This is a genomic window from Nocardioides pantholopis (genome assembly GCF_003710085.1).
In the GTDB taxonomy this organism is placed as follows: domain Bacteria; phylum Actinomycetota; class Actinomycetes; order Propionibacteriales; family Nocardioidaceae; genus Nocardioides; species Nocardioides pantholopis.
The window spans coordinates 3290433-3315894 of record NZ_CP033324.1; the positions used below are offsets into that span (position 1 = coordinate 3290433).

At 74.0% G+C, this 25462-nt stretch carries 22 protein-coding genes; 6 read left to right on the forward strand and 16 right to left on the reverse strand.

Translation table 11 applies throughout. The features are described 5' to 3' along the window. Nucleotides 1-160: 160 nt before the first annotated feature. Genes EBO35_RS15760 through EBO35_RS15770 form a run of 3 tightly spaced genes read right to left on the reverse strand, consistent with a single transcriptional unit; the run spans nucleotide 161 to nucleotide 3998 of the window. Nucleotides 161-1378: an ROK family protein gene (locus tag EBO35_RS15760; RefSeq protein WP_164477995.1), complete on the reverse strand. Its 1218-nt coding sequence runs from the start codon at nucleotides 1376-1378 to the stop codon at nucleotides 161-163. Between the two features lie 8 nt (nucleotides 1379-1386). Then, on the reverse strand, nucleotides 1387-2574 hold the full coding sequence (xylA, locus tag EBO35_RS15765) for a xylose isomerase (RefSeq protein ID WP_122818562.1): 1188 nt from the start codon (nucleotides 2572-2574) through the stop codon (nucleotides 1387-1389). A 38-nt stretch (nucleotides 2575-2612) separates the two neighbouring features. Then, nucleotides 2613-3998, reverse strand: coding sequence for an FGGY family carbohydrate kinase (locus EBO35_RS15770; RefSeq protein WP_122818563.1), 1386 nt, complete (start codon nucleotides 3996-3998; stop codon nucleotides 2613-2615). 89 nt (nucleotides 3999-4087) lie between these two features. Between EBO35_RS15770 and EBO35_RS15775 the strand changes: the two genes are divergently transcribed. Next, entirely contained in the window at nucleotides 4088-4546 is a 459-nt protein-coding gene (locus tag EBO35_RS15775; RefSeq protein ID WP_122818564.1) for a DUF5709 domain-containing protein, read from the forward strand. 163 nt (nucleotides 4547-4709) lie between these two features. Next, nucleotides 4710-5267: a hypothetical protein gene (locus EBO35_RS15780; RefSeq protein WP_122818565.1), complete on the forward strand. Its 558-nt coding sequence runs from the start codon at nucleotides 4710-4712 to the stop codon at nucleotides 5265-5267. Nucleotides 5268-5290: 23 nt separating this feature from the next. Here the strand turns inward: EBO35_RS15780 and EBO35_RS15785 are convergent, their stop codons facing one another. Genes EBO35_RS15785 through EBO35_RS15805 form a run of 5 tightly spaced genes read right to left on the reverse strand, consistent with a single transcriptional unit; the run spans nucleotide 5291 to nucleotide 9229 of the window. After that, complete coding sequence (locus EBO35_RS15785) at nucleotides 5291-6472, reverse strand: winged helix DNA-binding domain-containing protein (protein WP_122818566.1); 1182 nt, start codon at nucleotides 6470-6472, stop codon at nucleotides 5291-5293. A 28-nt stretch (nucleotides 6473-6500) separates the two neighbouring features. Beyond that, nucleotides 6501-7088, reverse strand: a complete 588-nt coding sequence (locus tag EBO35_RS15790) for a hypothetical protein (protein WP_122818567.1) — start codon at nucleotides 7086-7088, stop codon at nucleotides 6501-6503. A 10-nt stretch (nucleotides 7089-7098) separates the two neighbouring features. Further along, nucleotides 7099-7812 carry a hypothetical protein gene (locus EBO35_RS15795; protein ID WP_122818568.1) on the reverse strand — a complete coding sequence of 238 codons (714 nt, stop codon included), beginning with the start codon at nucleotides 7810-7812 and terminating at the stop codon, nucleotides 7099-7101. Then, on the reverse strand, nucleotides 7809-8942 hold the full coding sequence (locus EBO35_RS15800; protein WP_122818569.1) for a hypothetical protein: 1134 nt from the start codon (nucleotides 8940-8942) through the stop codon (nucleotides 7809-7811). The genes EBO35_RS15795 and EBO35_RS15800 overlap by 4 nt, the downstream gene beginning before the upstream one ends. Continuing rightward, nucleotides 8939-9229 carry a hypothetical protein gene (locus EBO35_RS15805; RefSeq protein ID WP_122818570.1) on the reverse strand — a complete coding sequence of 97 codons (291 nt, stop codon included), beginning with the start codon at nucleotides 9227-9229 and terminating at the stop codon, nucleotides 8939-8941. The genes EBO35_RS15800 and EBO35_RS15805 overlap by 4 nt, the downstream gene beginning before the upstream one ends. Nucleotides 9230-9401: 172 nt before the next feature. On the opposite strand from EBO35_RS15805, the gene EBO35_RS19555 reads away from it, so the two are divergent. Then, entirely contained in the window at nucleotides 9402-9680 is a 279-nt protein-coding gene (locus EBO35_RS19555; protein ID WP_164477996.1) for a hypothetical protein, read from the forward strand. A gap of 40 nt (nucleotides 9681-9720) precedes the next feature. Here EBO35_RS19555 and EBO35_RS15815 read toward each other — a convergent pair whose 3' ends face one another. After that, complete coding sequence (locus EBO35_RS15815) at nucleotides 9721-10116, reverse strand: VOC family protein (RefSeq protein WP_122818571.1); 396 nt, start codon at nucleotides 10114-10116, stop codon at nucleotides 9721-9723. Between the two features lie 218 nt (nucleotides 10117-10334). Here EBO35_RS15815 and EBO35_RS15820 point away from each other — a divergent pair, with 218 nt between their 5' ends. Continuing rightward, nucleotides 10335-11960 (forward strand): methyl-accepting chemotaxis protein, encoded by a 1626-nt coding sequence (locus EBO35_RS15820; RefSeq protein WP_206422584.1) that lies wholly within the window; start codon nucleotides 10335-10337, stop codon nucleotides 11958-11960. Nucleotides 11961-12102: 142 nt separating this feature from the next. On the opposite strand, the gene guaA is transcribed toward EBO35_RS15820, so the two are convergent. From guaA to EBO35_RS15840, 4 genes are all read right to left on the reverse strand, one after another. Further along, entirely contained in the window at nucleotides 12103-13683 is a 1581-nt protein-coding gene (gene guaA / locus EBO35_RS15825) for a glutamine-hydrolyzing GMP synthase (protein WP_122818572.1), read from the reverse strand. A gap of 192 nt (nucleotides 13684-13875) precedes the next feature. Further along, nucleotides 13876-15597 (reverse strand): GMC oxidoreductase, encoded by a 1722-nt coding sequence (locus tag EBO35_RS15830; protein WP_122818573.1) that lies wholly within the window; start codon nucleotides 15595-15597, stop codon nucleotides 13876-13878. Then, nucleotides 15594-17216, reverse strand: coding sequence for a succinic semialdehyde dehydrogenase (locus EBO35_RS15835; RefSeq protein ID WP_122818574.1), 1623 nt, complete (start codon nucleotides 17214-17216; stop codon nucleotides 15594-15596). The genes EBO35_RS15830 and EBO35_RS15835 overlap by 4 nt, the downstream gene beginning before the upstream one ends. Before the next feature lie 79 nt (nucleotides 17217-17295). Next, on the reverse strand, nucleotides 17296-19038 hold the full coding sequence (locus EBO35_RS15840; protein ID WP_122818575.1) for a glycerol-3-phosphate dehydrogenase/oxidase: 1743 nt from the start codon (nucleotides 19036-19038) through the stop codon (nucleotides 17296-17298). A 214-nt stretch (nucleotides 19039-19252) separates the two neighbouring features. On the opposite strand from EBO35_RS15840, the gene EBO35_RS15845 reads away from it, so the two are divergent. Together EBO35_RS15845 and EBO35_RS15850 are read left to right on the forward strand one after the other, a co-directional pair. Continuing rightward, a complete protein-coding gene (locus EBO35_RS15845) occupies nucleotides 19253-20521 on the forward strand; it encodes a hypothetical protein (protein ID WP_164477997.1) in 1269 nt (422 codons plus the stop codon). After that, on the forward strand, nucleotides 20515-22023 hold the full coding sequence (locus tag EBO35_RS15850) for an outer membrane protein assembly factor BamB family protein (RefSeq protein WP_122818577.1): 1509 nt from the start codon (nucleotides 20515-20517) through the stop codon (nucleotides 22021-22023). Before EBO35_RS15845 ends, EBO35_RS15850 begins: the two co-directional genes overlap by 7 nt. Before the next feature lie 7 nt (nucleotides 22024-22030). Here the strand turns inward: EBO35_RS15850 and EBO35_RS15855 are convergent, their stop codons facing one another. The 3 genes from EBO35_RS15855 to guaB are packed head-to-tail and all read right to left on the reverse strand — an operon-like array spanning nucleotide 22031 to nucleotide 25438. Then, nucleotides 22031-22837: a carbon-nitrogen hydrolase family protein gene (locus EBO35_RS15855; protein ID WP_122818578.1), complete on the reverse strand. Its 807-nt coding sequence runs from the start codon at nucleotides 22835-22837 to the stop codon at nucleotides 22031-22033. Further along, complete coding sequence (locus tag EBO35_RS15860) at nucleotides 22830-23936, reverse strand: GuaB3 family IMP dehydrogenase-related protein (protein WP_122818579.1); 1107 nt, start codon at nucleotides 23934-23936, stop codon at nucleotides 22830-22832. The genes EBO35_RS15855 and EBO35_RS15860 overlap by 8 nt, the downstream gene beginning before the upstream one ends. Next, nucleotides 23936-25438: an IMP dehydrogenase gene (gene guaB, locus EBO35_RS15865; RefSeq protein WP_122818580.1), complete on the reverse strand. Its 1503-nt coding sequence runs from the start codon at nucleotides 25436-25438 to the stop codon at nucleotides 23936-23938. The genes EBO35_RS15860 and guaB overlap by 1 nt, the downstream gene beginning before the upstream one ends. Nucleotides 25439-25462 lie beyond the last annotated feature (24 nt).

Below are 25462 nucleotides of genomic sequence, written 5' to 3' on the forward strand. Positions count from 1 at the left end.
TTCTTCCCGCTCGACTGGTCCTCGACTGGTCCAGACATCGTGGTGCAGGCGGGACTGCTTGGCAATACCTCTGATGATTAAAGTCTCAAAACGGCAGGAACCGGCCACGGAGTTCGCCTTCGCCGGGTTCGCCCGCCACAAAGAGCAGAGGTTAGGGCGGTTAGGGCGACGGGAAGGCGTCCGCCGGCGCGACCGGACCGACCTCGGCGGCGGCGAAGACCGCGCCGAGCGACAGTTCCGCGGCGCCCAGCGCGGCGGCCTGGATGCCGAGCACGCTGGGCCGCAGCTCGGGCCGGTGCTGGGCGGCGGAGGCGAGCCGCTCGTCCAGGGTCCGGCGGGCCGGCTCGAGCACCAGGTCGCCCAGCGGGACGAAGTAGCCCCCGAGCACCACCACGGCCGGGTCGAGGACCCCGGCCAGCATCGCGATGCCGAGCCCGAGGTCGTGGCCGACCCGGCCGAGCACCGCGCGCACCGCCGGCTCGCCGGACCGCGCCGCGACCGCCTCGGCGGTGCGCAGCGGGCTGCCGAGCTCAACCATCCCCAGCTGGTCGAGCACCGCCCGCAGCCCGATCGAGGCCTCCCAGCAGCCCCGCCGTCCGCATCCGCAGCGCGCCGCCGGGTCCCCGACCGGCATGTGTCCGACCTCGCCGGCGAACCCCGTCGCCCCGCGCACCAGCTCGCCCCGGTCGACGATCCCGGCCCCGATGCCGACGGTGCCGGTCAGGTAGAGCGCGTGCGCGACGCCGACGGCCGCCCCGTGGTGCGCCTCGGCGTACGCCGCGCAGTTGGCGTCGTTGCTGACACCCACCGGCACCGCGCCGTCCCCGAGCACGGCCGCGACCCGGTCGGCCAGCACCGGGCCGGCGACCGCGACGTTCGGCGCCCAGGCCACCGTCCGGTCGTCGCCGCGGACCAGGCCGGGGACCGCGACGGTGGCACCGGCGAGCAGCCAGCGCGGGCCGGCGAAGGCCTCGGCCGCCTCCCTGGCCAGGTCGACCAGCAGGTCCGCGGCCGTGTCGGGGGTCGCCGGCCGGCTGACGCTCCACCGGGTGGCGCCGGCCAGGTCCAGCACGACAGCGGCGACGTAGTCGACGTTCAGCTCCAGCCCCAGGCCGACGAACCGCTCGCCGGCGAGCGCGACCGGCCGGCCCGGCCGGCCGCGGCTGCCACCGCGGGTCTCCTCCTCCACGACCGCCCCGGCCTGGGCGAGGGCGGGGACGATGACCCCGACGGTGGCCTTGGCCAGACCGGTCAGCCCGGCCAGCTCGGCGCGGGTGGCCGGGCCGTGGCGGCGCAGCGCACCGAGGACCAGTGCGGTGTTCTGACGACGCAGGCCCTCGGCGGTGGCCGGCACGGCCCCCGCCCGCAGGTCGGCCACCCGGCCGCTCAGCCGCGCACGCCGTAGAGGTGCTCGAGCGCCAGCTGGTCGAGCAGCTCCAGCCCGGCACCGCGCACGGCGAGCGCCTCGACGTCCGGCAGCGGCCACTCGGCCAGCTGCTGCCAGCCCTCCCCGGCGTCCAGGGTGGGCCGGGCCAGCTCGGGGAGCCGCGCCGCCTCCAGCGCGGCCTGCACCTCGGGGTCGGCCCGGAACGCCCGCGCCTTCTCGCGCAGCACCAGGTAGTTGGTCATGCAGGCGCGCGCGGAGACCCAGACGCCCTCCTCGTCCTCGGTGCGCGGCGGCTTGAAGTCGAAGTGCACCGGCCCGTCGTACCCGCCGGCGAGCAGGGTGTCGACCACCCAGAACGCCCCGCGCACGTTGCCGGCCCCGAAGCGCAGGTCCTGGTCGTAGCGCGGGCCGTGCTGGCCGTTGAGGTCGATGTGGAAGAGCTTGCCCTGCCACATCGCCTGGGCGTAGCCGGCGGCGGCGTTGAGGCCGGCCATCTCCTCGTGGCCGATCTCGGGGTTCACCCCGACCAGCTCGGGCCGGTCCAGGGTCTCGATGAACGCCAGCGCGTGGCCGACGGTCGGCAGCAGGATGTCCCCGCGCGGCTCGTTCGGCTTGGGCTCGATCGCGATCCGCAGGTCGTAGCCCTGGTCCACGATGTACTCGCCGAGCAGGTTGAACGCCTCCTGGTAGCGGTCCAGGGCCGCGGCGACGTCCTTCGAGGCACCCGACTCGGCACCCTCCCGCCCGCCCCAGGCGACGTAGACGCGGGCGCCGAGCTCGGCGGCCAGGTCGATGTTGCGCATCACCTTGCGGATCGCGAAGCGGCGCACGTCGCGCACGTTGGCGGTGAAGGCGCCGTCCTTGAACACCGGGTGCGTGAACAGGTTGGTCGTGGCCGTGGTGACCACCATCCCGGTCTCGGCCAGGCCCTTCGTGAACCGGCCGATGATCGCCTCGCGCTCGGCGTCGGAGCTGCCGAACGGGATCAGGTCGTCGTCGTGGAAGTTCACGCCGTACGCGCCGAGCCCGGCCAGCCGCTCCAGGGCGTGGACCGGGTCCATCGGTGGCCGGGTCGGCTCGCCGAACGGGTCGCGGCCGGGGTAGCCGACGGTCCACAGACCGAAGGAGAACTTGTCGGCCGGCGTGGGCTCGGGGATCGCTGGGCTGGTTGGGCTGGACGGGCTCATGGGTGGGACCTCTCCGGGTGCTGGGTGCGGGTGATGGATCAGGACCAGGCGGCGGTGCGCTCGCTGAGCAGCGCGTAGGTCTCCCGGACGTGCGGGGTGGGGTCGGCCTCGAGGGTCACGGTGCCGGGCAGCGGCCAGTCCGGCGGGTCGTCGGTGCCGGCCAGGGTCCAGGCGGCCTGCCGGGCGGCGCCGCGCGCGACGTACTCCCCCGGCGGCGGCAGCTGGACCGGGCGGCCGAGGACGGCGGGCGCCAGGGCCCGCAGCGCCGGGCTCCGCGTGGCCCCGCCGACCATCAGCAGCCGGCGCGGCTGCTCGCCGGTCTCCTCGACCAGCCGCTCCACGGCGTCCGCCAGCGAGCACAGCAGCGCCTCGAACGCCGCCCGGGCCAGGTCCGCGCGGGTCGTGGCCGGGGTGAGGCCGGTCCAGGTCCCGACGGCACCCGGACGGTTCGGGGTGCGCTCGCCGCCGTAGTACGGCGAGAGCGTGACGCCGTTCGCTCCCGGTGGCGCTTCGAGGGCGAGCCCGGCCAGGCCGGCGTGGTCGACCCCGAGCAGCCTGGCCTGGAGGTCGAGGATCCCGGCGGCGTTCATCGTGACCACCATCGGGAGGTGGCCGCCACGTGCGTCGGCGAAGCCGGTGACGGTGCCGGTGCCGTCGGCGACCGGGGCAGTGCTGACCGCGGAGGCGACCCCCGAGGTGCCGACCGAGAGCAGCACGTCGCCGGGGCCGAGGTCCAGGCCGAGGGCGGCGGCCATGTTGTCGCCGGTGCCGGCCGCGACGACCTGCCCGGCCCGCCCCTGGCCCGCCACGGCACCGGAGGCGACCACGACCGGCAGACGCGGCTCGTGGCCGAGGGCAGCGGCGGCGAGGTCGGGCCGCCACTGCCCGGTCCTGGAACTGAAGTAGCCGGTGCCGGAGGCGTCGCCGCGGTCGGTGAAGGCGGTGGTGCCCGGCGCGCAGGCGTGCTGCGAGACGTAGTCGTGCGGCAGCAGCACCGCCTCGACCCGGGCAGCGGCCGCCGGCTCGTGGTCGCGCAGCCAGCGCAGCTTGCTCACCGTGAACGACGCCACCAGCACGCTGCCGACCGCGTCGGCGCAGGCCTGCGGGCCCCCCATCTCCTCGATCAGGGCGCGCGCGGCGGACGCCGAGCGGGTGTCGTGCCACAGCAGCGCGTCCCGGACCGGCGTCCCGGTCCCGTCCAAGGCGACCATGCCGTGCTGCTGCCCGCCGACCGCCAGCGCGTCGGCGCGCTCCAGGAGGCCGGCGGTCGCGGTGTCGAAGGCGTCCAGCCAGACCCGGGGGTCGACCTCGGTGCCGGGCGGGTGCGGGGCGGCGCGCTCGGCGACGACCCGGCCGTCGTCGGCGTCGACCAGGACCGCCTTGGTCGACTGCGTGGAGGAGTCGACACCGAGGATGTGAGCCACGTCACCATTAAGTGCGACCCTCGAACTAAAGTCAAGGCTCCGGTCGCGCGGCCGGGCATGCCGCCTCGGTCGACGGGTACAGCCAGACCATGAGCGAGACCAACTCCACCCCGGACCCGAGCGACCGCGAGGTCTACGGCGACTACAGCGTCGACGACGAGGACCAGCCGGCCGCCGAGGACCTCCTGCTCGACCGCGACGTGGCCGACGAGGCCGACCGGGGCTACTCCCCGCCGGAGAAGTACTCCCCCGCCCAGGGCTACGGGAACACCCCCTGGGAGGAGGCGCACCGCGAGACCATCGACCAGCGCGAGCGTCAGGAGATCCCCGAGCCCGACCCGTACGTCCAGGCCGAGCTCGAGCCCTCCCCCGACGAGGTCGAGGGCGGCCAGGCCGGTGCCGAGCGCGCCGGCCGTCTGGTCGCTCCCGACCAGGGCCTGACCGCGGACACCGAGAAGGACCTGGTCGGCGAGGACGTCGGCATCGACGGTGCGGCCGCCTCCGCCGAGGAGGCCGCGGTCCACGTCATCGACGAGGACCAGCTCTGACGGGACGCTTCCCGGGCACGGCCCCGCTGCTGGCATAGACCGGCCGCGGGGCCGTTCTGTGCAGGTCCGCTGGGCAGGTCCGCTGGGCAGGTCCGCTGGGCAGGTCCGCTGGGCAGGTCCGCTGGGCAGGTTGGCGACGCCGACGACCGGGCATGGTCGCGACATGCTCGACACCGCGCTCCGCGACCGCTTCCTCCACCTGCTCCACCTGCTGCTCGCGACCTTGGTGGTGGTCACCGTCGCGGTGCCGACCACCCTCGAGTTCGTTCCCGGCGAGCACTCCCTCGACGAGCCCGAGCCGGTCGAGCGGCGCGGCCTGCTCGCCTCGATGAGCTGGGCCTGGCGGCTGGAGGCCGAGGACCTGGGCAGCCTCGAGCTGCACCCCTACTCCCTCGAGGGAGGGCTCTGGATGGTCCGGATCGGCCTGACCGTGCTGGTGCTCACCCTGGGCGCTCTGGCGTACGTGCTGCTCAGCGCGGCCGCCGACAGCGATGCCGCCGGCGACGCGCGACTGCGTCCGCTGCTGTTCCGGGTGCTGGCCCTGGTCTGGCTGCTCGCGCTCGGACTGACAGCCCTCGGGACCGGCTGGCTGCCCGAGGACGAGCTCGGGATCTCGCTGGTCCGCAGCTCCTGGTGCCACGTCGGGCTCGGCGTGTGGACGCTCTTCCTCGCCGGCGCGACCGCTGACCTGCGCGAGTCGGAGAGGCCGGTCCGCCTCTGACCGGCGGCTCCCGGCCGACCGGCTCAGGGCAGCGCCGCACCCCGCATCTGCGGTGACGCGTAGACGTTCGTGATCCGCACCCCGTCCAGCCACGCCGTCAGCCGCTTCGCCTCCGCCTCGAGCGCGGTCCGCCCGGCGGCGCCGACCTCGCGGCAGGGCAGCACCCGGACGACACCGGCGTCGTCCTGCAGCCAGCTGCCGACGATCCGTCCGTCCCACCAAGCGGTGTTCCCCGCGTTCCCGTTGGTGTCGAAGAGACGGGGGCGGTCAGCGGCGTCGAGGTAGAAGCCGCGCTCCTGCCAGCCCATCACCGTGGGGTCGAGCGTCGGCAGCAGCGCCGCCCACGGCCGGACCGGGGCGACCGGCTCGAGGTCGTCGGGCAGGACCCAGCCGGTCCCCCCGTCCTCCAGACCGACCTGCACGGCACCGGTCGCGGCCAGCGCCCGCCGGACAGCCGTCTTGGTCGCGCCCAGCCACCACACCAGGTCGGCCTCCGTGCCGGGCCCGAAGGTGTGCAACCAGCGACCGACCAGCTCGGCGTACCCCTCGGCCTCCGGCCACGGCTCGGGTACCGCACCCAGCCAGTGGTCGGTCCGGACCCAGGTCGGCTTGTTCAGCCGCCAGTGCCCGGCGTTGATCCCGCGCAGCACCCGGGCCTCGGCTCCGAGCAGCCACAGCACGCTCGGGGCGATGGGGACCTCGGCGGCCCAGGCCTTCCCCGGGGTGCCCCGCGACACCCGGCCCTGGAGGGCCGGCAGCTCCTCGCGCAGCTGCGCGGTGGTGGGCGCGGAGCCGTCGGCGAGCCGCTCCAGGACCGCGTCGGCGGCGGCGGCGAGCCAGCGCTCGGGGTCCGTCGCCAGGCCGCCGGCCACGACGTCCTTGACCAGCCGGGCCCGCAGCTGTGCGGCGACCCGGGCGGCGGCGCTGCCCCAGGCCGCGGGCAGCAGGTCGCGCGGGAAGGCGAACAGGGTGCGGCGCATGGCCAGCTGCTTCACCACGGTGCGCCGGTCGTACAGCGCGGCGTCGATGTCGGCCACCGTGACGCCGGGGACCCGCGCCCACAGCGCGAGGTGGACGGTGGCCGCCTCGGTCGCGTGCAGGGCGGTCATCGCCGCGGTGGCGTCCTCGACCGTGGGCAGGCCTGCGGCGAGCCCGTGCCGGACGGCCAGGCGGGCCCGGCGCTCGTCATCGGAGATCGTGCGCACGGAGCCATCCTTCCAGCGTGCGACGCGGTCAGGGACGGGTCCGCTGCCCCTGCGCGCGGACGACCCGGACCTCACCGGAGACCAGGCACCACGTCGGCACCGCGCTGACGACGAGCAGCACGAGCCCCATCACCGCACCCTCGGCCCCGGTGTCCGGGTCGCTCAGCCCGAGGTAGAGCAGCGACCCGGCGAGGCAGGCGCCGATGATCCCGGCGGCGGCGAGCGCCGACCGGAGGATCATCGGTCCGCTCAGCGTCAGCGCGACCAGGCCGCCGGGCCGGGCGTACGCCGCGTGCCGCGAGCGGGCGACGTAGCCGTCGACGACGCGGCGCCCGGCGGCCACGACCCGGAACCCCAGCCACGCGGCGGGGACCACCACGACCAGCGTGAGCAGCGCGGCCAGGGCGGCACCCGACCAGCGCCCCTCGGCCGCCTCGGAGGCGGTGAAGCCGGCCGGGAGAACGCCGATCAGGCCCAGGACGACGGCACCCGTGCCGGCCAGCAGCCGCCGCGGGGAGCTGACCTCGCGACGCAGCAGGTCGAGCTCGGCGGTCGAGGTGGCCTGGGTGCCGACCGGGTCGAGGAGTCGTCTGCTCTCGTCGCTGATCAGGGTCATGGTCGTCGCATCATTCCAGGAACCCGTGCGGCAGCACGGTCCTGGTCGTGTCGATGAGGACGGCGTCGCGGGGCGTCGAGGCGGGGTCGTCGACGACGTGCAGGCTGGCTGCCATCTCGCCGGCCAGCACCGACATCGGGCCACGCTCCTCCACGTTCGGTGCGACGCCGACCGTGATGCCGACCAGCCCCGGGACCCCCGCCACCGGAAGCAGGACGACGTACATGCCCAGGGCGTCGGGGTCGAGCTGGGGAAGTCGCTGGTCCGGCGGCACCTCGCTCAGGGCCGGGCCGGCGGTTCCCCGCATCCCGAAGAGCATCCCCTCGCGCCCGTCGGCGAGGGCGAACTCGCGCACCGAGTCGACAGCACCGAGGTGGGCGACGCCGCGCTGCGCGACCGCCATCGGGTCGACATCACCGAAGTCGGGCACGCGGAGCACCCCGATCCCGACGGACCACACGGTGCTCACCCAGGTCTCGTCCCGCGGGACCTGGGTGACCACGCAGCCCAGGTGCAGCCAGGCCCGGTCCGCCATCAGCTCGCGGGCCCGCACGCAGGCGTCCACCAGTGCCTGCTCCTGCTCGGCCGTGTACGCGCCGGCGTCGGCGGCGATCTGGGCGGCGAGGAAGCCGCGCAACGCCTCCTCGTCCTCGTGGGCGCCGATCTCGAGCCACCCGGGCGGCAGGCCCGTCGCGAAGGTCAGCGACTCCACGGGCAGGCTCACCGGCCCTCCCGCTCCAGGGTGCCGAACGCGTCGTTGAGGTCCCGGAAGCGGGTGATGCCCCAGTAGGTGAGGGCGTGGATGGCGTCCGGGTTGACGGTCAGGGCCGCGGTCGCCGTGGCGCCCGCGCCACCCGTGCCGACCGAGACGCCGGCGAGCACCGGCGTGTACAGGCCGCCCTTGAGGATCGACTCGGTGTTCACCGCGATCGGACCGATCGCGCGCGCGAGCCCGAAGCCCGCGGCCATGCCGCCCGCCTGGAGGAGCAGGCCCTGGAGCGCCCCGTCCTCGCCGTGGAGGACGCGCAGCCCCTGGATGCCGAGATCGACGAAGCTGGCGACCTTGGCGACGGTGCCGAGGGTGCCGGCGAGCGCGAACGCCGGCGGGAAGACGAAGCCCACGACGAAGCAGACGATCGAGAGGATCGTCGCGACCGCGCCGACGATCCTGGCGAGCTGCTGCAGCAGCGGCGCCAGGTTCTCCATGAACCAGTCGAAGGCCTCGCCCAGCATGTCGCGGGCGTCCGCGAGGAAGTCGCCGGCCCGCTCCCAGAACCCGGGCTCGTCCGGAGCGCTGTCCGCCGCGGTCGTGAACGCGGCCGCCACGATCCCGGCCCGCTCCCGGACCTCGGTGCGCAGGGCCTCGGCCTCGCCCCGGATCCGGTCGAGCTCGCCCCGCGCTGCGTCCAGCGAGTCCGACAGCTGCTGGCGCTGGGTCGCGTGGTCGGCCAGCGCGGACGCGTCGGCGTCCGGAGCCGGCTCGGAGAGCGAGCGGGTCTCGCCCAGCGCCGAGTCCACCTGCGCAGCCGCCGCCACCGCCGCATCCTCGAGCGCATCGGCCCGACTGCAGTAGGTGGGGAGGATGTCGACCCAGGCATCGAAGGCGCGGCTCGCGTCGCAGAACGCCTGGTACGCCTCGCTCACGCGGGGCGTCAGCTCGGAGGACACCGAGTCGCGGAAGGCCTCGGCGGTCTGTCCCTGCCACGCCTGGTCGCCGGCGCCGCGCAGCACCTGGTCGACCTCCCCGAGGCGCTGGGTCGCGGTGCGGAGCTCAGCGGCGATCTCCGCACTAGCGCCGGGGTCGTTCTCCACCGGGTCGAAGCCCAGCGTCGGGTAGCCAGTCATGCTGCTCACGCCTGGTCCTCGAAGGCGCTGGCGAGCTCCTGGTCGAGCTTCTCGAACTGCGTGCGGATGTTCTCGAGGGCCTCCGAACAGCCCGCGGAGTACTTGCCGAGCTGCTTGATCCCGTAGTCCCAGTCGTCCCCGAACTCCTGCAGCCGCTGGCGCAGCCCGTCGTGCCCGGTGGCCCCGGCGGCGCGGGTCCGCATCGCGTCGACGGGACGACTGAGCAGGTCGGAGATGCCGTCCATGTCGTGCCGGACGCGGCTGAGGGCTGCGAAGTCGATGAAGAGGTCAGCCATCGGGTCTACTCCTCGGGTCTCGCGCGGTCGCCTGGGAACATCCCGCGGGCCGGCGCTCCTCAAACGTCCGGGGAGCCGGTGGAGCGGGACCGGCCGGTTCTCGCCATGGCCCCGGGCGGGAGTTGTCGGCGCCCGGGCCTACCATCGGTCGGGTGAGTCGACGATGAGCAAGATGGACGCCCTCCGAGCGATGCGCGAGGCCCGCTACGAGCAGTCCCGGGCCCGGGCCGCCGATCCGGGCGCCAAGCCCGTGACCCGATCAGCCACCAAGGCCCCGGCGCCCGCGAAGACGGCGGCCAAGACCACCTCGAAGGCCGCGCCCAAGGCCGCCTCGAAGGTGGCGAAGCCGGACGGCGAGACCGTCGAGGCGCTGTGCGGGCACCGCAACATGAGCGGGCGCACCTGCACCCGCGAGCAGGGGCACGCGGCGAAGAGCCACCGGTACTCCTAGCGGCCCTCCGGCTGGCCCGAGTGCGGGCCGGCCGGCGTCCTCAGTCGCCGAGGACGACCTCCACCTCGAAGCCCTCCGAGCTCTCGACGTACAGCGCCGTGTGCTGCTCGCCCCCGGCGTGCGGGTAGTGGTCGGCGAACAGCTCGCGCCACCCGTGCCCCGAGGACTCCGCCCGCAGCCGGTCCAGCGCGTCCCGGTCGGCGTCCTCCGGCATCCGCAGCGCCAGGTGGTTCACGCCCGGCCGCAGCCGGTCGTGCGGGACGTCGGCCTGGTCCGCGGAGCGCTCCAGGAACAGGTAGGTGCCGTCGGGGTGCGCCCACGACCGAGCCTGGGAGTCGACCTCCCAACCGAGCTCCCCCAGCAGCCAGCCCCATTCGTCGGCGGCCAGCTCGGGGTCGGAGACCCACAGGTCCAGGTGGTGCAGCGCACGCTCCATCCCGGCATCCTAGGGGGCGAGGACCGCAGCACCGGGGGCCTGCGGGCGCTGCGGCGCCGGGCTTCCGAGCCGTTGGCAGATCTTGCCAGGACGACCGTTCACGCGTGGCGTGATCCGTGGCTCAGCACGCGCCGGCCCGGGCCGATCTCTACTCCAGACCGGATCCAGGCCTTGTGCGCACCGGGCGCGCGAGGGACCCGGCCACGAGAGCGAGCCCCATGTCCTCCCCCACTCCCCCGGCCCGCCGGCGCCGGATCTCCGACGTGGGCCTGCGCGCCCGTCTCTTCGCCCTCGCGGCACTCATGGGGACCGGCACCCTCGTGGTCGCGGTGGTCGGCATCGCCGGCGCCGGCACGGTCGAGGACCTCCACGACGACGTCTCCGCCGCGGTCGCCGTCCAGGACACCGTCGAGCGGGCCCGCTACGACCTGCTGTGGGCCTCGAACTGGCAGAACATCACCGCCTGGAAGTCCCGCTCGGAGGGCCGGGACGCCGCAGCGCCCGGCGGGGAGAACCTCGCGAGCTACCGGGACGGCGTCAAGGGCTTCGAGAGGCTCTTCGACCTCGACCGGGGCGACCTCAGCGACGCGGCGGCAGCCGACCTGGCCACGATCGAGAGCAGCTGGGCCGAGCTGGTGCAGTACAACGACCAGATCCACGCCCTGTGGGCGAAGGGCCGGCTCGACCAGGGCGACGCGGTCTCGGAAGGCCCCAAGTGGGAGATCTACTTCACGATCACCGAGGCGCTCGACGCGCTGACCGGCACCGTGGGCGAGCACGTCGAGGAGGTCCGGGCCGACGCGGCCGCCGCGCAGGACAGCACCCGGCTGGCCTCGCTCGTCGCGACCGTCCTGGTCGTGCTGCTCGGCGGCGTGCTGGCGGCCCTCCTCGCGGCCTCGATCGTGCGCCCGCTGCGGCGGGTCAGCGCCGGGCTGGAGAAGGTCGCGGCCGGTGACCTCACCGTCGAGCTCGACGTCGACTCCCGCGACGAGGTCGGCCAGATGGCCGGGTCCCTGTCGACCGCGCTGACCTCGCTGCGCTCGCTCGTGGGATCCGTGGCGGAGTCCGCGACCACCGTCGCCTCCGCCGCCGAGGAGCTCACCGCGACCTCCCGCTCGATCGAGCACTCGGCCGCCGAGACCTCGACCCGGTCCAGCCGCGTGGCCGGCGCCGCCGACGAGGTGTCGCGCAGCGTCGCGGCGGTCGCCGCCGGCACCGAGGAGATGGGCAGCTCCATCCAGGAGATCGCCCAGAACGCGCAGCGCGCCGCGTCCGTGGCCGGCGAGGCGGTCGGCCACGCCGCCCTCACCAACGACACCGTGCGCAAGCTCGGCACGTCCAGCGAGGAGATCGGCAAGATCGTCAAGGTGATCACCTCGATCGCCGAGCAGACGAACCTGCTCGCCCTCAACGCCACCATCGAGGCCGCCCGCGCCGGAGAGGCCGGCAAGGGGTTCGCCGTGGTCGCCGGCGAGGTCAAGGAGCTCGCCCAGGAGACCGCCCGCGCCACCGAGAGCATCACCGCCCAGATCGGCACCATCCAGGCCGACGCGTCGGCCTGTCGGGAGGCCATCGGCAGCATCGGCGAGATCGTCAGCTCGATCAGCGACTACCAGACGACGATCGCCGCGGCCGTGGAGGAGCAGACCGCCACCACCGGCGAGATGAGCCGGCTGGTCGCGCAGGCCGCCGGCAGCTCCAGCGACATCGCCCAGAGCATCAGCGGCGTCGCCGAGAGCAGCGCCGTCACGACCGAGGCCGTCGACCAGACCAGCACCGCCATCGGCGAGCTGGCCGGCATGGCCACCCTGCTGCGGCGCGAGGTCAGTCGGTTCTCCTACTGAGCCGGGCCCCACTCCCACTCGGCTCCGGTCACTCCCACTCGGCACTGTCTGGAGTGGGAGCTGACCTCCGCTCGTGCCCTTCCTTGGAGTGGGAGCCGGCCTCCGCTCGTGCCTCGCTGCGGCCACTCCCACTCAGCTCCGGTCACTCCCACTCGATGGTCCCCGGGGGCTTGGACGTCACGTCCAGCGCCACCCGGTTCACCTCGGCCACCTCGTTGGTGATCCGGGTGGAGATCCGCTCCAGGACGTCGTACGGCAGCCGCGCCCAGTCGGCGGTCATCGCGTCCTCGGAGGTGACCGGGCGGATCACGACCGGGTGGCCGTAGGTGCGCCCGTCACCCTGGACGCCCACCGAGCGGACGTCGGCCAGCAGCACCACCGGCATCTGCCAGATGTCGCGGTCCAGGCCGGCGCGGGTGAGCTCCTCGCGGGCGATCGCGTCGGCCTGGCGGAGGATCTCCAGGCGATCGCGGGTGACCTCGCCGACGATGCGGATCCCGAGGCCGGGGCCCGGGAACGGCTGGCGCCACACGATCTCGGCCGGCAGCCCGAGCTGCTCGCCGACCAGGCGCACCTCGTCCTTGAACAGCGTGCGCAGCGGCTCGACCAGCTCGAACTCGAGGTCCTCGGGCAGCCCGCCCACGTTGTGGTGCGACTTGATGTTGGAGGTGCCGGCGCCGCCGCCGGACTCCACGACGTCCGGGTAGAGCGTGCCCTGCACCAGGAACGCGACCTTCTCGCCGCTCTCGGCGGTGGCCGCGAGGACCTCGGCCTCGGCGGCCTCGAAGGTCCGGATGAACTCCCGGCCGATGATCTTGCGCTTCTCCTCGGGGTCCGAGACCCCGGCGAGCGCGTCCAGGAACTGGTCGGCGGCGTCGACGACCTTGAGGTCCACGCCGGTCGCGGCGACGAAGTCCCGCTCGACCTGCTCGGTCTCGCCCTGGCGCATCAGCCCGTGGTCGACGTACACGCAGGTGAGCCGGTCGCCGATCGCGCGCTGCACGATCGCCGCGGCCACTGCAGAGTCGACACCGCCGGAGAGGCCGCAGATGGCCCGGCCGCGCTCGCCGATCTGGCGGCGGATGGTCTCGATCTGCTCCTCGACGATGTTGACCATCGTCCAGGTGGGCCGGCAGCCGGCGATGTCGAGCAGGAAGTGCTCGAGGACCCGCTGGCCGTGCTCGGTGTGCAGCACCTCGGGGTGCCACTGCACGCCGGCGAGGCCGCGGTCGACGTCCTCGAAGGCCGCCACCGGCGTGGAGGCCGTCGAGGCCAGCACCCGGAATCCCTCGGGCGCCGCCGTGACCGAGTCGCCGTGCGACATCCAGACGGTGTGCGCGTCCGGGACGTCGGCGAGGAGCGTGCCGCCGTCGCTGACGCTCACCTCCGTGCGGCCGTACTCGCGGGCACCGGTGTGCGAGACCTCCCCGCCGAGGCCGCGGGCCATCAGCTGGAAGCCGTAGCACATGCCGAAGACCGGGGTGCCGGCCGTGAAGAGCGCCGGGTCGATGGCGGGCGCCCCCTCGGCGTACACCGAGGACGGTCCGCCGGAGAGGATGATCGCCTTCGGGTTGCGGGCGAGGAGCTCCTCGACGGGCACGTGGTGGGGCACGATCTCGGAGTAGACGCGGGCCTCGCGGACCCGGCGCGCGATCAGCTGGGCGTACTGGGCACCGAAGTCGACCACCAGGACGAGGTCGTGGTCCTGAGCGGGAGAGGCCATGAGCAGAGCCTAGCGATCCGGGGCCCCAGAAAACCCACCAGGGCCCGGCCACCCCGAGGCCGGGCCCTGACTGTCCACGCGCCGCGAACGACGCCACGGACCGAGCGGACCCGGCGGGTCGAGAGGGAGCAGGTGCCGGGTACGCCTCCTCAACGAGGACGACGAACCCGGGTTACGGGGCTCGACCGGGGCTCAGCTGACGCCGACCACCGGCAGCCGCAGGGCCGCCGGGGCGTGCGGCGGGACGACCGGCGCCCGCGGCGGCACCGGGTCCAGCCGCTGGTACGGCGCCCCGAGCGGGGGCCGGGGGTCGGCCTCGCCCTTGTTCGGCCAGAACGCCATCGCCCGCTCGGCCTGCGCCGTGATCGTCAGCGACGGGTTCACGCCGAGGTTCGCGGTGATCGCCGAGCCGTCGGCGACGTGCAGGCCGGGATGGCCGAAGACGCGCTGGTAGGGGTCCACGACCCCGGTCTCGGAGGACTCCCCGATCGCGCAGCCGCCGATGAAGTGCGCGGTCAGCGGCATGCCGAACGGCTCCCCGATGTTCCCGCCCGGGGTGCCGCCGAGCTGGTCGGCGATCCGCCGCGCGGCGTCGTTGGCCGCCGGGATCCAGGTCGGGTTCGGGGCGCCGTGGCCCTGCCGCGAGGTCATCCGCCAGCGCCCGGTGAGCCGGCTGCGCTTGCCGTAGGTGGTGATCGAGTTGTCCAGGCTCTGCATCACCAGCGCGATCACGGTGCGCTCCGACCAGTGCCGGAAGTCGTAGAGGTCCAGGACCCGCGAGCGCTGCCTCCACAGCTCGCGCAGCCAGGCCCGCCAGCGCGGGACGTCGCCGTCCCCATCGGTGAGCACGGTCTGCAGCATCGCCATCACGTTGAAGCCCTTGCCGTAGCGCACCGGCTCGATGTGGGTGTCCTCGTCGGGGTGCCAGCTGGAGGTGATCGCGACGCCGTGGGAGTAGTCGGTCGGGTCGCTCTTCGGCGCGATCGCGCCGAGGATCGACTCGGAGTTGGTGCGCGAGAGCTCGCCCAGCCGGGACGAGAGGCGCGGCAGGTGGCCCTCGTCCTTCATCCGGTGCAGCAGCTTCTGGGTCCCGAGCGACGCCGCCGCCAGGACCACGTGCTGCGCGGTCAGCACCCGGGTGGTGCGCGGGGTCGCGCGCCGCGCCTTGGTGTAGCGCACCGTCACGTCGTACCCGCCCTCGGCGCGGGGCTCCAGGCGGGTGACAGTGGTCAGCGGCAGCACCGCCGCGCCGTTCTGCTCCGCGAGGTAGAGGTAGTTCTTGACCAGTGTGTTCTTGGCGTTGTGCCGGCAGCCGGACATGCACTCGCCGCAGTTGAGGCAGGTGTTGCGGGCCGGGCCCGCACCTCCGAAGAACGGGTCCTCGACCCGCTCCCCCGGCTGCTGGCCGGGGCCGCCGAAGAAGACGCCCACCGGGGTGGCGTGGAAGGTGTCGGCCGCGCCCATCTCGGTGGCGACCTTCTCCATGACGTCGTCGGAGGCGGTGCGGACCGGGTTCTCGACCACGCCCAGCATCCGCTTCGCCTGGTCGTAGTACGGCGCCAGCTCGGACTTCCAGTCGGTGATGTGCGCCCACTGGGCGTCGTTGTAGAACGCCGGCAGCGGCTCGTAGAGGGTGTTCGCGTAGACCAGCGACCCGCCGCCCACCCCGGCTCCGGCGACGATCATCGTGTCGCGCAGGGCGTCGATGCGCTGGATGCCGTACATGCCCAGCGGCGGCACCCACAGGTACTTGCCGAGGTCCAGGGTGCCGGAGGAGAAGTCGGCGTCGTCGAAGCGGGCGCCCGCCTCCACCACGCCGACCCGGTAGCCCTTCTCGGTCAGCCGCAGCGCGGTCACCGAGCCGCCGAAGCCGGATCCGACGACCAGGACGTCGAAGTCGTACGCCGCGCTCACGCGCGCCCCAGCCGCTTGAGGATCCGCAGGTTCGCGGTCATCACGCGACCGTAGGTCTCATCGCTCATCCCCAGCATCGGCGCGAACCGGATCAGCCGCTGGCTGGCCACGGTCTGGGCGTCGGTGTAGCGGTGGATGCCCTCCGCGCCCTGGCGCCGGCCCAGGCCGGACTCGCGCATGCCGCCCATCGGGGCGTCGATGCTGGCGAAGGAGGCCGCGAAGGCCTCGTTGACGTTGACGCTGCCGCAGCGCACCTGGGCGGCGAGCCGCCGGGCCCGGTCGCCGTCCCGGCTGTAGATCGAGGCGTTGAGCCCGTAGTGGCCGTCGTTGGCGCGCGCCAGCGCGTCGGCCTCGTCGTGGAAGCGGTACAGCGAGATCACCGGGCCGAAGGTCTCGGTGCCGAAGCAGGTCATCTCCGGGGTGACGCCCTCCAGCACGGTCGGCTCGAAGAAGTACGGCCCCAGGTCGGGGCGGGCCCGGCCGCCGACCAGGACCCGCGCCCCCTGGGCGACCGCGTCCTCGACGTGGGCGGTCACGGTGTCCAGCTGGGCCTGCGAGATCAGCGTGCCCATGTCGTTGCCCCACTCCAGCGTGGCGCCCAGCGTCATCGCCTCGGTGCGGGCCACCAGCCGCTCGACGAACCGGTCGTAGACCTGGTCGGCCACGAAGACCCGCTCGGTCGAGACGCACAGCTGCCCGGCGTTCGCGAACGACGCACGCAGGGTGCCCTCGGCCGCCTTCTCCAGGTCGGCGTCGCGCAGCACCAGGAGCGGGTTCTTGCCGCCGAGCTCCAGCGAGCAGCCGATCAGCCGCTCCGCGCACGCCTTGGCGACCCCGCGGCCGGTGGCGGTCGAGCCGGTGAAGCAGACGTAGTCGGCGCGCTCGATGAGCGCGGGGCCGATCTCGGAGCCGGGACCGGCGAGCACCGTGTAGAGGTCCTCGGGCAGCCCGGCCTCCTCGAGCAGCCGGGCGGCGAGCAGCGCCGAGAGCGTCGTCTGCGAGTCCGGCTTGATGACCACTGCGTTGCCGGCGGCCAGCGCGGGCAGCGCGTCCACGAGCGCCAGGTCGAAGGGGTAGTTCCAGGGCGCGATGATCCCGACCACGCCCTTGGGGACCCGGTTCAGGTCCACCCGGGTCAGGCCGGGCACCACGCCCATCCCGCGCCGGGTGCCCAGGTGCCGCTCGGCCATCCGGCCGTAGTAGCGCGCGGTCAGCGCGACGTGGAGCGGCTCGTCGAACGCGTGCTTGCGGGCCTTGCCGGACTCCCAGACGATCAGGTCGATGATCTCCTCCTGGCGGTCCAGGAGGATGTCGTGCAGGCGCAGCAGCAGCGCCGAGCGCTCCGCGATCGGCGTCCGCGACCACGCGACCTGGGCGCGCCGGGCCCGGGCGAAGGCGGCGTCGACGTCGGCCGGCCCCGACTGCGGCACGTGGGCCAGCGGGGCTCCGTTGAGCGGGGAGTGGACCTGGACCGAGCGTCCGGTGGTCGCCGCCACCCGCCGGGTCAGCGCCTCGACGTACGCCGGCTCCAGCGCGTAGGACGCGGCCGGGTCGTGCTCGGGGTCGGGGGGCCCCGCCACGGTCGGGCCACCGGCAGAGGTCGGGTTCGAGGCGTTCATGTACCGAGAGTATGTGACGGGCGTCGCGGAAAACTACCCTCCGGTAGCAATTCCGGACACCGCCGCCTCCCGGGCCCGCTCAGACGATGTCGGGGGCCCGCACCCGCGCCTCGTCGGCCTCCCGGTCGGTGAGCTGGAGCTGGCTGAGCCGCTCCGCCTCGACCCGGCGCAGGTAGTGGTCGACCTCGTCGGCGGTGCGCACCTCGTCCCAGCCCAGCTCGGCGGCCATCAGCCGCGCGACCTCGGGGGCGGCCCGCACCCCGCGGTCGAAGGACTCGATGGAGATCCGGGTCCGCCGGGTCAGCACGTCGTCGAGGTGGCGGGCGCCCTCGTGGGTCACGGCGTACACGACCTCGGCGGCGAGGTAGTCCTCGGCGCCCGCGAGCTCCGCGACGAGGTCGGGCCGCTCGTCGATCAGCGCGAGGAGGTCGTCGACCAGACCGCCGAACCGGCCCAGCAGGTGGTCGATCCGGGCCACGTGCAGGCCGGTGCGGTGGGCCAGCAGCACCCGCTGGTTGGTGCGGGCCGCGAACCCGTCCGCGCCGAGCAGCGGCACCCGGTCGGTGATCGAGTCCCGGACCGTGGCGCCGAGGGTGGTCCGCAGCGAGTGGGCGGCCGCGTCGACGGCGTCGCGGGCCATCACGCGGTACGTCGTGAGCTTGCCGCCGGCGATCATCACCAGGCCCGGCACCGGCGTGACGACCGTGTGCTCGCGGGAGATCTTCGAGGTCGGCTCGGACTCCCCGCGCAGCAGCGGGCGCAGCCCGGCGTACACGCCCTCGACGTCGTCGTGGTCCAGCGGCTCGCGCAGGAACTCGTTGACGTGCTCGAGGAGGTAGTCGATGTCGGCGCGGCTGGCCGCCGGGTGCGCCTTGTCGAGGTCCCAGGCGGTGTCGGTGGTGCCGATGATCCAGTGCCGCCCCCAGGGGATCACGAACAGCACCGAGGTCTCGGTGCGCGCGATCAGGCCGGCCTCGGAGCGGATCCGGTCCCGCGGCACGACCAGGTGGATGCCCTTGGAGGCCTGCACGTCCAGCGCCCCGCGGCCGCCGACCATCTCCTGGATCTCGTCGGTCCACACGCCCGCGGCGTTGACGACGACGCGGGCCCGGATCTCCAGCTCGCGGCCGGTCTCGAGGTCCGTGGCGCGCACCCCGACGACCCGCTCGCCCTCGCGCAGGAACCCGGTCACGGCGGTCCGGGTCGCGACCTGCGCGCCGTGGCCGGCGGCGGTGCGGGCGAGCGTGAGGACCAGGCGGGCGTCGTCGACCTGGGCGTCGTGGTAGCGGATCGCCCCGGTGATCGTGTCGGTGCGCAGGTCGGGGGCGATCCGGCGGACCTGGCCGCGGGTCAGGTGCCGGTGCCGCGGCACCCCGCGGTCCTGGGTGCCGACGCTCGCCATCGCGTCGTACAGCGCCAGGCCGGCGCCGATGTAGGCGCGCTCCCAGCCGCGGTGCGTGAGCGGGTAGAGGAACGGCACCGGGCGGACCAGGTGCGGGGCGAGGCGGGTCAGCAGCAGCCCGCGCTCGTGCAGCGCCTCGCGGACCAGGGCCAGGTCGAGCATCTCCAGGTAGCGCAGTCCGCCGTGGACCAGCTTGCTGCTGCGGCTGCTGGTGCCGCTGGCCAGGTCGCGCTGCTCGACCAGGCCGGTGCTCAGGCCACGGGTGACGGCGTCGAGCGCCACCCCGGTGCCGACCACCCCGCCCCCGACCACCAGCACGTCGAGCTCGGCCGCCGCTCCCCCGCCGGTGCTCGCGCCCGCCAGCGCGCTCAGCGCGGCCTCGCGGGCGGCGGGGGTCAGGGCGCTCGGGTCGCGGCTCATGTCTCCATGGTCGCAAACCGGCCTACACCAGCGTTTCGGCCGAGATCCGACGGGGAGCCTGTGCGGGATCCGGCAGTCCGCCGGGACCGACCGAGGAGAACCCGTGACGCCTCCGGCACCCCGCCCGCCCCTCGGCGCGCCGCACCCACCCGCTCCGCGGGGACTGCCCTGGTCGCCAGCCGCGCCCCTCGGACGTCGGGCGGTGGTCGCCGGGGTGGCCGGTGTGCTGCTGGCGGGATGCAGCGACGGCGGTTCGAAGGCCTCGGCGCCCGGACCGGGGAAGAGCACCAGCGCCACCCCGGACGGCCCGATCATCCACACCCAGGACGCCGGGAACGTCATCACCACCGAGGACATCGAGGCGCTCGTCGGGCGGCTCGGCGAGGCCCTGCGGCACGCCGACGTCGAGACGATGCGCACCGTCGTCCCGGACCTGAAGGTCGGCGAGTGGCAGCGCCGGCTGGAGAACCTGCGCCGGTTCCCGACCTCCGACGTGGGATTCGTCCTCGACGAGACCCTCGACCGGATGGTGAACGCCGCCGGCGGGCCGGTGGAGATCGAGGCCGACGTCGCGCTGACCCACCGGATCAGCGACGTCGACTCGCGCCCGGTGGTCCAGACCTACCACGCGACGATGCGCAAGGCGACCCCGGACTCCCCGCTGGAGATCCTGGGGCTGGACGGGCCCCGCGACCCCATCAGTCCCGCCCCGTGGGACCTCCGGGGCTGGGAGATGGTCGAGGGCCGGCACTCCTGGGTGGCGGTCCGGACCGCGATGGTCGACCGGGTCCGGGCGAACATCGCGAGCGTCGACGCCGGCGCCGCGCGGGCCATGGAGCTGATCGCGCCGCCGGACGGGGTCAGCAAGCTGTTCTTCGCGGTCGCCGAGGTCGGCGACCCGCTCTTCGGCAACGGCGACTACCGGCCCGAGCGCGACGGCTTCGCCATCCGCGCCGGGTACGTCGACCCCGCCGAGGTCGCGCGGACCGGCAAGAGCGCCGGTCCGCGCGCGGCGTACGCCGGCAGCCGGCTGATGCTGCGCCCGGGCGCGTTCGACTCCCCGGCCCGCGCGACGGCAGTCGCGATGCACGAGGCGGTCCACGGCCTGGCCTACCAGTGGGGCGACAGCGACCCGTGGCCGGCCGAGGGCCTGGCGACCTGGGGCGAGGTCGGCTCCGGCGCCGGGGTCCGGGCCGAGTACGGCGGCCTGGTCCGGTCCGGGTTCGCCGGATTCCGCGAGCGGATGCGCGGCAGGAACGTCATCGACGGCGGGGTCTTCCAGGCCGAGCCGCACGTGTCGACCAACTACGGCTGCGCCGCCGCGGTGTTCGCGTTCATGGAGGACCGCCGCGGCCGCGACGGGGCGCTCGACTTCGGCCGGGCCTGCTACCGCAAGCCGACCGAGGAGGCGGTCCGGACCGCCGGCTGGAAGTCCCACGACGCCCTGCTGGCCGAGGTCCAGAGCTGGGTGCAGTCGTGGTGACCAGGTCCGGCCGCACGGTCCTGGGCGCTGCCCTGCCGTTGCTCCTGGCCGGCACGCTGCTCGCCGGCTGCAGCGACGACCCCGACCGGGACGCCGCGCCACCGCCTGCGGAGCCGGAGACGCCGGCCGGCCCCGCGCTGCCGGCGGAGACGGACTTCCCCTCCTCGGGCGAGGTCACCGACCCTGTCGTGGAGCCGCGGTGGCTGGTGCGCAGCACCGGCACCGCGGAGTCGACCGAGCACGACGTGAACCAGCAGGGCATGTTCGTGGTCGACGACGTCGTCGTCTACTTCGCTCTCGACACAGTGCTCGGGGTGTCCCTCGAGGACGGCGCGGAGCTGTGGCGCAGCCCGGTCGACCTCGGCGGCGAGGTCGTCGAGTACGCCGGCTCCGCACCGCACCACGAGCACCTGTGGACCTTCGCCTACCCCGAGACCGCGAGCGCCGACCTGGACGAGCGCGGCACCCGGCTCGTCACCCTCGACGTCCGCACCGGCGACGTCGTCGCGAACCTGCGCCTGGGCAGCTTCGGCGGCGTCGAGGAGATCCGAAGCCACGCCGACGAGACCTTCGTGGTGACCGACCGCGGTCTCGAGCAGGTGCAGGAGGACGGCACGGTCGCGGTGCTCACGCCGCAGCGCAGCCTCGGCAAGGAGATGACGGTCTCCGGCATCGCACCGGTCCGCGGCGCCGACGTGCTGGTGCTCTCCCTGTACCGCGCCCAGTTCGGCACCGACTTCGTGGTCGGGGTCGACACCACCAGCGGGGAGATCCTCTGGCGGCGGCGCAACGCCGAGTTCCCCACGGACGAGCCGCCCGACACCGACGCCGACCCCAGCCCCGCGGACGGGCGCCTGATCCTCCGCGAGTCCTCCGCGACCGGCGCCGACGGGGAGCTGGTGGGCGTCAAGTACCTGTGGCTGATCGACCCGGCCACCGGCCGCACCCTCGCCCAGCACCGGCTCCCGGCCGAGCGGGCCGAGGACGGGACGTACCACAACCCGATGCTCGCCAGCCGGGACCTGTACCGGGTGCCGCGGGAGACGGTGCTCTCCGTCGAGAAGGACATCGTGATCGAGGACGGCGGGAACATCAGCCGGCTGGACCCGGCCACCGGCGAGTACGAGTGGACCTTCGACCGCGAGCCGCTGCAGACCACCGGCGAGGACAGGTACTTCGACCGCCTGACCCTCGGCCCGGTCCTTCCCGACGGCTCGGTCGCGCTCGCGTTCCACTCCTCCGCAGCCGTGGGCGACCTGCTCGCGCTCGACCTCGAGACGGGCGAGCTGGTCGGCCGCTGGGCGATGGACGACGCGATGCTCGCCGGCCTGGTGACGGCGCCCATGGCGGTGGTGCACGGCGCCGATCTCGTGCTCGCCCGCAACCGGAGCATCGAGGGCGACGTGGCGCTGCTCGAGGGCGAGGAGGAGATCAAGCCGCTCGGTGAGCTCAACGACCTGGGCCTGCTGGCCTTCCCCGCGGCCGAGGAGCCCGCGGACTGAGCCGCGCTCAGACCCGCACGCGCTGCCCGAGGCCGGGCCGGTGGTCCTCGTGCATCGTGTGCCGGGCGCGGGTGGCGGCGACCAGCTCGGGGTCGAGCTCGGCGACGACCACGCCCTCCTCCTCGTCGAGCCGCGCGAGCGGCCGGCCCTCGGGGTCGTAGATCGCCGAGCCGCCGATGAACCGGCTGATGCCGCACGGCCCGGTCAGTCCGGAGAGGACAACGTAGAACCCGTTGTCGAGGGCGCGGGCGGCGTAGTACAGGTCGCGCCGGTGCGCGCCGCCCGGGAAGTACGCCGCGGAGGCGAGGTAGCCCAGGGCGCCGTCCGCCGCCGCGGACCTGGCGTGCTCGGGGAAGCACCCGTCGTAGCAGATCGAGAGCCCCAGCTCGACGCCCGCGACCGCGACCGAGGTGCCGTGGTCGCCCGGCTGGAAGTGGGTGCGCTCGAGGCCGTCGAGGTGCTGCTTGTCGTAGGGCAGCGAGACCGTCCCGTCGGGACGGACCAGCGCTGTCGACAGGGTGCGCCGCTCGCCGCGGTCCACGGCCGTGCCGACCACCACCGTGGTCCCGGCGGCCCGGGCCGCGTCGCGCAGCGGGTCCAGGAGCGGCCCCTGGTGGTCGGCGACGTCCGGCAGGGCGCCGGCGAACACCGGCGCGTCGTACCCGGTCAGGAACGCCTCGGGCAGCACCAGCACGTCGGCGCCACGGTCCCCCGCCCGGCGGGTCAGCCGGGCGGCCGTGGCGACGTTGCCGGCCGGGTCGCCGGCGACGGCGACCGCCTGGCCGGCGGCGAGGACCGGACGGCCCTCAGCCAACGACTACCTCGATGCGCTGGAACTCCTTGACGTCGGTGTAGCCGGTGGTCGCCATCGAGCGCCGCAGCGCGCCGATCAGGTTCATCGTGCCGTCCGCGACGTGCGACGGGCCGAACAGGATCTGCTCCATCGTGCCGACGGTCTCGAACTCCACCCGCTCGCCGCGGGGCAGCTCGGCGTGGTGCGCCTCGGCGCCCCAGTGGAACCCGTGGCCCGGTGCGTCGGTGGCCCGGGCGAACGGCGAGCCGACCATGACCGCGTCGGCGCCGCAGGCGATCGCCTTCGCCAGGTCGCCGGACTTGCCGATCGAGCCGTCCGCGATCACGTGGACGTAGCGCCCGCCGGACTCGTCGAGGTAGTCGCGGCGCGCGGCCGCCACGTCCGCGAGGGCCGAGGCCATCGGCACGGCGACGCCCAGGACGGTGCGGGTCGTGTGCGCCGCCCCGCCGCCGAAGCCGACCAGCACGCCCGCCGCGCCGGTCCGCATCAGGTGCAGGCCCGCCTGGTAGGTCGCGCAGCCGCCGACGATCACCGGGACGTCGAGCTCGTAGATGAACTCCTTGAGGTTCAGCGGCTCGGCCTGCCCGGAGACGTGCTCGGCGCTGACAGTGGTTCCGCGGATCACGAACATGTCCACGCCGGCGTCCACGACGGTCTTGGCGAACTCCTTGGTGCGCTGCGGGGAGAGCGACCCGGCGACGGTGACGCCGGCCTCCCGCACCTGGCGGAGCCGCTCGGTGATCAGCTCGGCCCGGACCGGCGCCGCGTAGATCTCCTGCATCCGACGGGTGGCGTCGGCGCCGCGGAGCCCGGCGACCTCGGCGAGCAGCGGCTCGGGGTCGTCGTAGCGGGTCCACAGGCCCTCGAGGTTGAGCACCCCGAGGCCGCCGTGCTGCCCGAACGCGATGGCGGTCGCCGGCGACATCACCGAGTCCATCGGGGCGGCCAGGACCGGGATGTCGAACCGGTAGGCGTCGATCTGCCAGGCGGTGCTGACCTCCTCGGGGTCGCGGGTGCGCCGGGAGGGCACGATCGCGATGTCGTCGAAGGCGTAGGCGCGGCGGCCGCGCTTGGCGCGGCCGATCTCGATGTCGGTCATCAGCGTCCTGTGTAGTTGGGGGCCTCGACGGTCATCTGAACGCCGTGCGGGTGACTCTCGCTGAGGGAGGCCTGGGTGATCCGGACGAACCGGCCCTTCTCCTGAAGCTCCGGGACGGTGCGGGCACCAACGTAGAACATCGACTGGGTCAGGCCGCCGATGAGCTGGTGGGCGACCGCGGCCAGCGGCCCGCGGTAGGCGACCTGCCCCTCGATGCCCTCGGGCACGATCATGTCGTCGCTGGCGATCTCCGCCTGGAAGTAGCGGTCCTTGGAGTAGGACTTCTTCCCGCGGCTCGACATCGCGCCCATCGAGCCCATCCCGCGGTAGCTCTTGAACTGCTTGCCGTTGACGAAGACCAGCTCGCCCGGAGACTCCTCGCAGCCGGCGAGCAGCGAGCCGAGCATCACGGTGTCGGCCCCGGCGACCAGCGCCTTGGCGATCTCGCCGGAGTACTTCATGCCGCCGTCGGCGATCACGGGGACGCCGGCGGGCTTGCAGGCCAGGGACGCCTCGTAGACAGCGGAGACCTGGGGTACGCCGACGCCGGTGACCACGCGGGTGGTGCAGATCGAGCCCGGGCCCACGCCGACCTTGACCGCGTCGGCGCCCGCGTCGACGAACGCCTGGGCGCCCTCCCGGGTCGCGACGTTGCCGCCGATCACCTGGACGTGCCGGGTGGCGGGGTCGGACTTGAGCCGCTGGACCATGTCGAGCAGCAGCCGCACGTTGCCGTGCGCGGTGTCGGCCACCAGCACGTCGACGCCGGCCTCGATCAGCGTGGTCGCCCGCTCCCAGGCGTCGCCGAAGTAGCCGATCGCGGCGCCGACCATCAGCCGACCCTGGCCGTCGTTCGAGGCGTTCGGGAACTGCTCGGACTTCACGAAGTCCTTGACGGTGATCAGGCCGGCGAGGCGGCCCTGGTCGTCGACCAGCGGGAGCCGCTCGCGCTTGTGCTGGCGCAGCAGCAGGGTCGCGTCCTCACGGGAGATGCCGACCGGCCCGGTGACCAGCGGCATCGGCGTCATCACCTCCTCGACCTTGGTGGTCGCCCACTCCGCCACGGGGGTGAACCGCAGGTCGCGGTTGGTGATGATGCCGATCAGGCGGCCGTCGACGTCCACGACGGGGAAGCCCGAGATGCGGTACTCGCCGGCCAGGTGGTCCAGCTGCTCCAGCGTCGCGTCGGGACCGATCGTCACGGGGTTGGGGATGATCCCGGTCTGGGTGCGCTTGACGAGGTCGACCTGGTAGGCCTGGTCCTCGATCGAGAGGTTGCGGTGCAGCACGCCGAGCCCGCCCTGCCGGGCCATGGCGATCGCCATCCGGGACTCGGTGACGGTGTCCATGGCCGCGCTCACCAGCGGCACGCGCAGCGTCAGCTCGCGGGTCAGCCGGGAGCTGGTGTCGATGTCCGCTGGCGCCAGGTCGGAGTGACCGGGGAGCAGCAGGACATCGTCGTAGGTCAGGCCCAGGGCGGCGAACTTCTCGGGTAGCTCCACGCCTCCAGTCTACGGGCGTGCCGC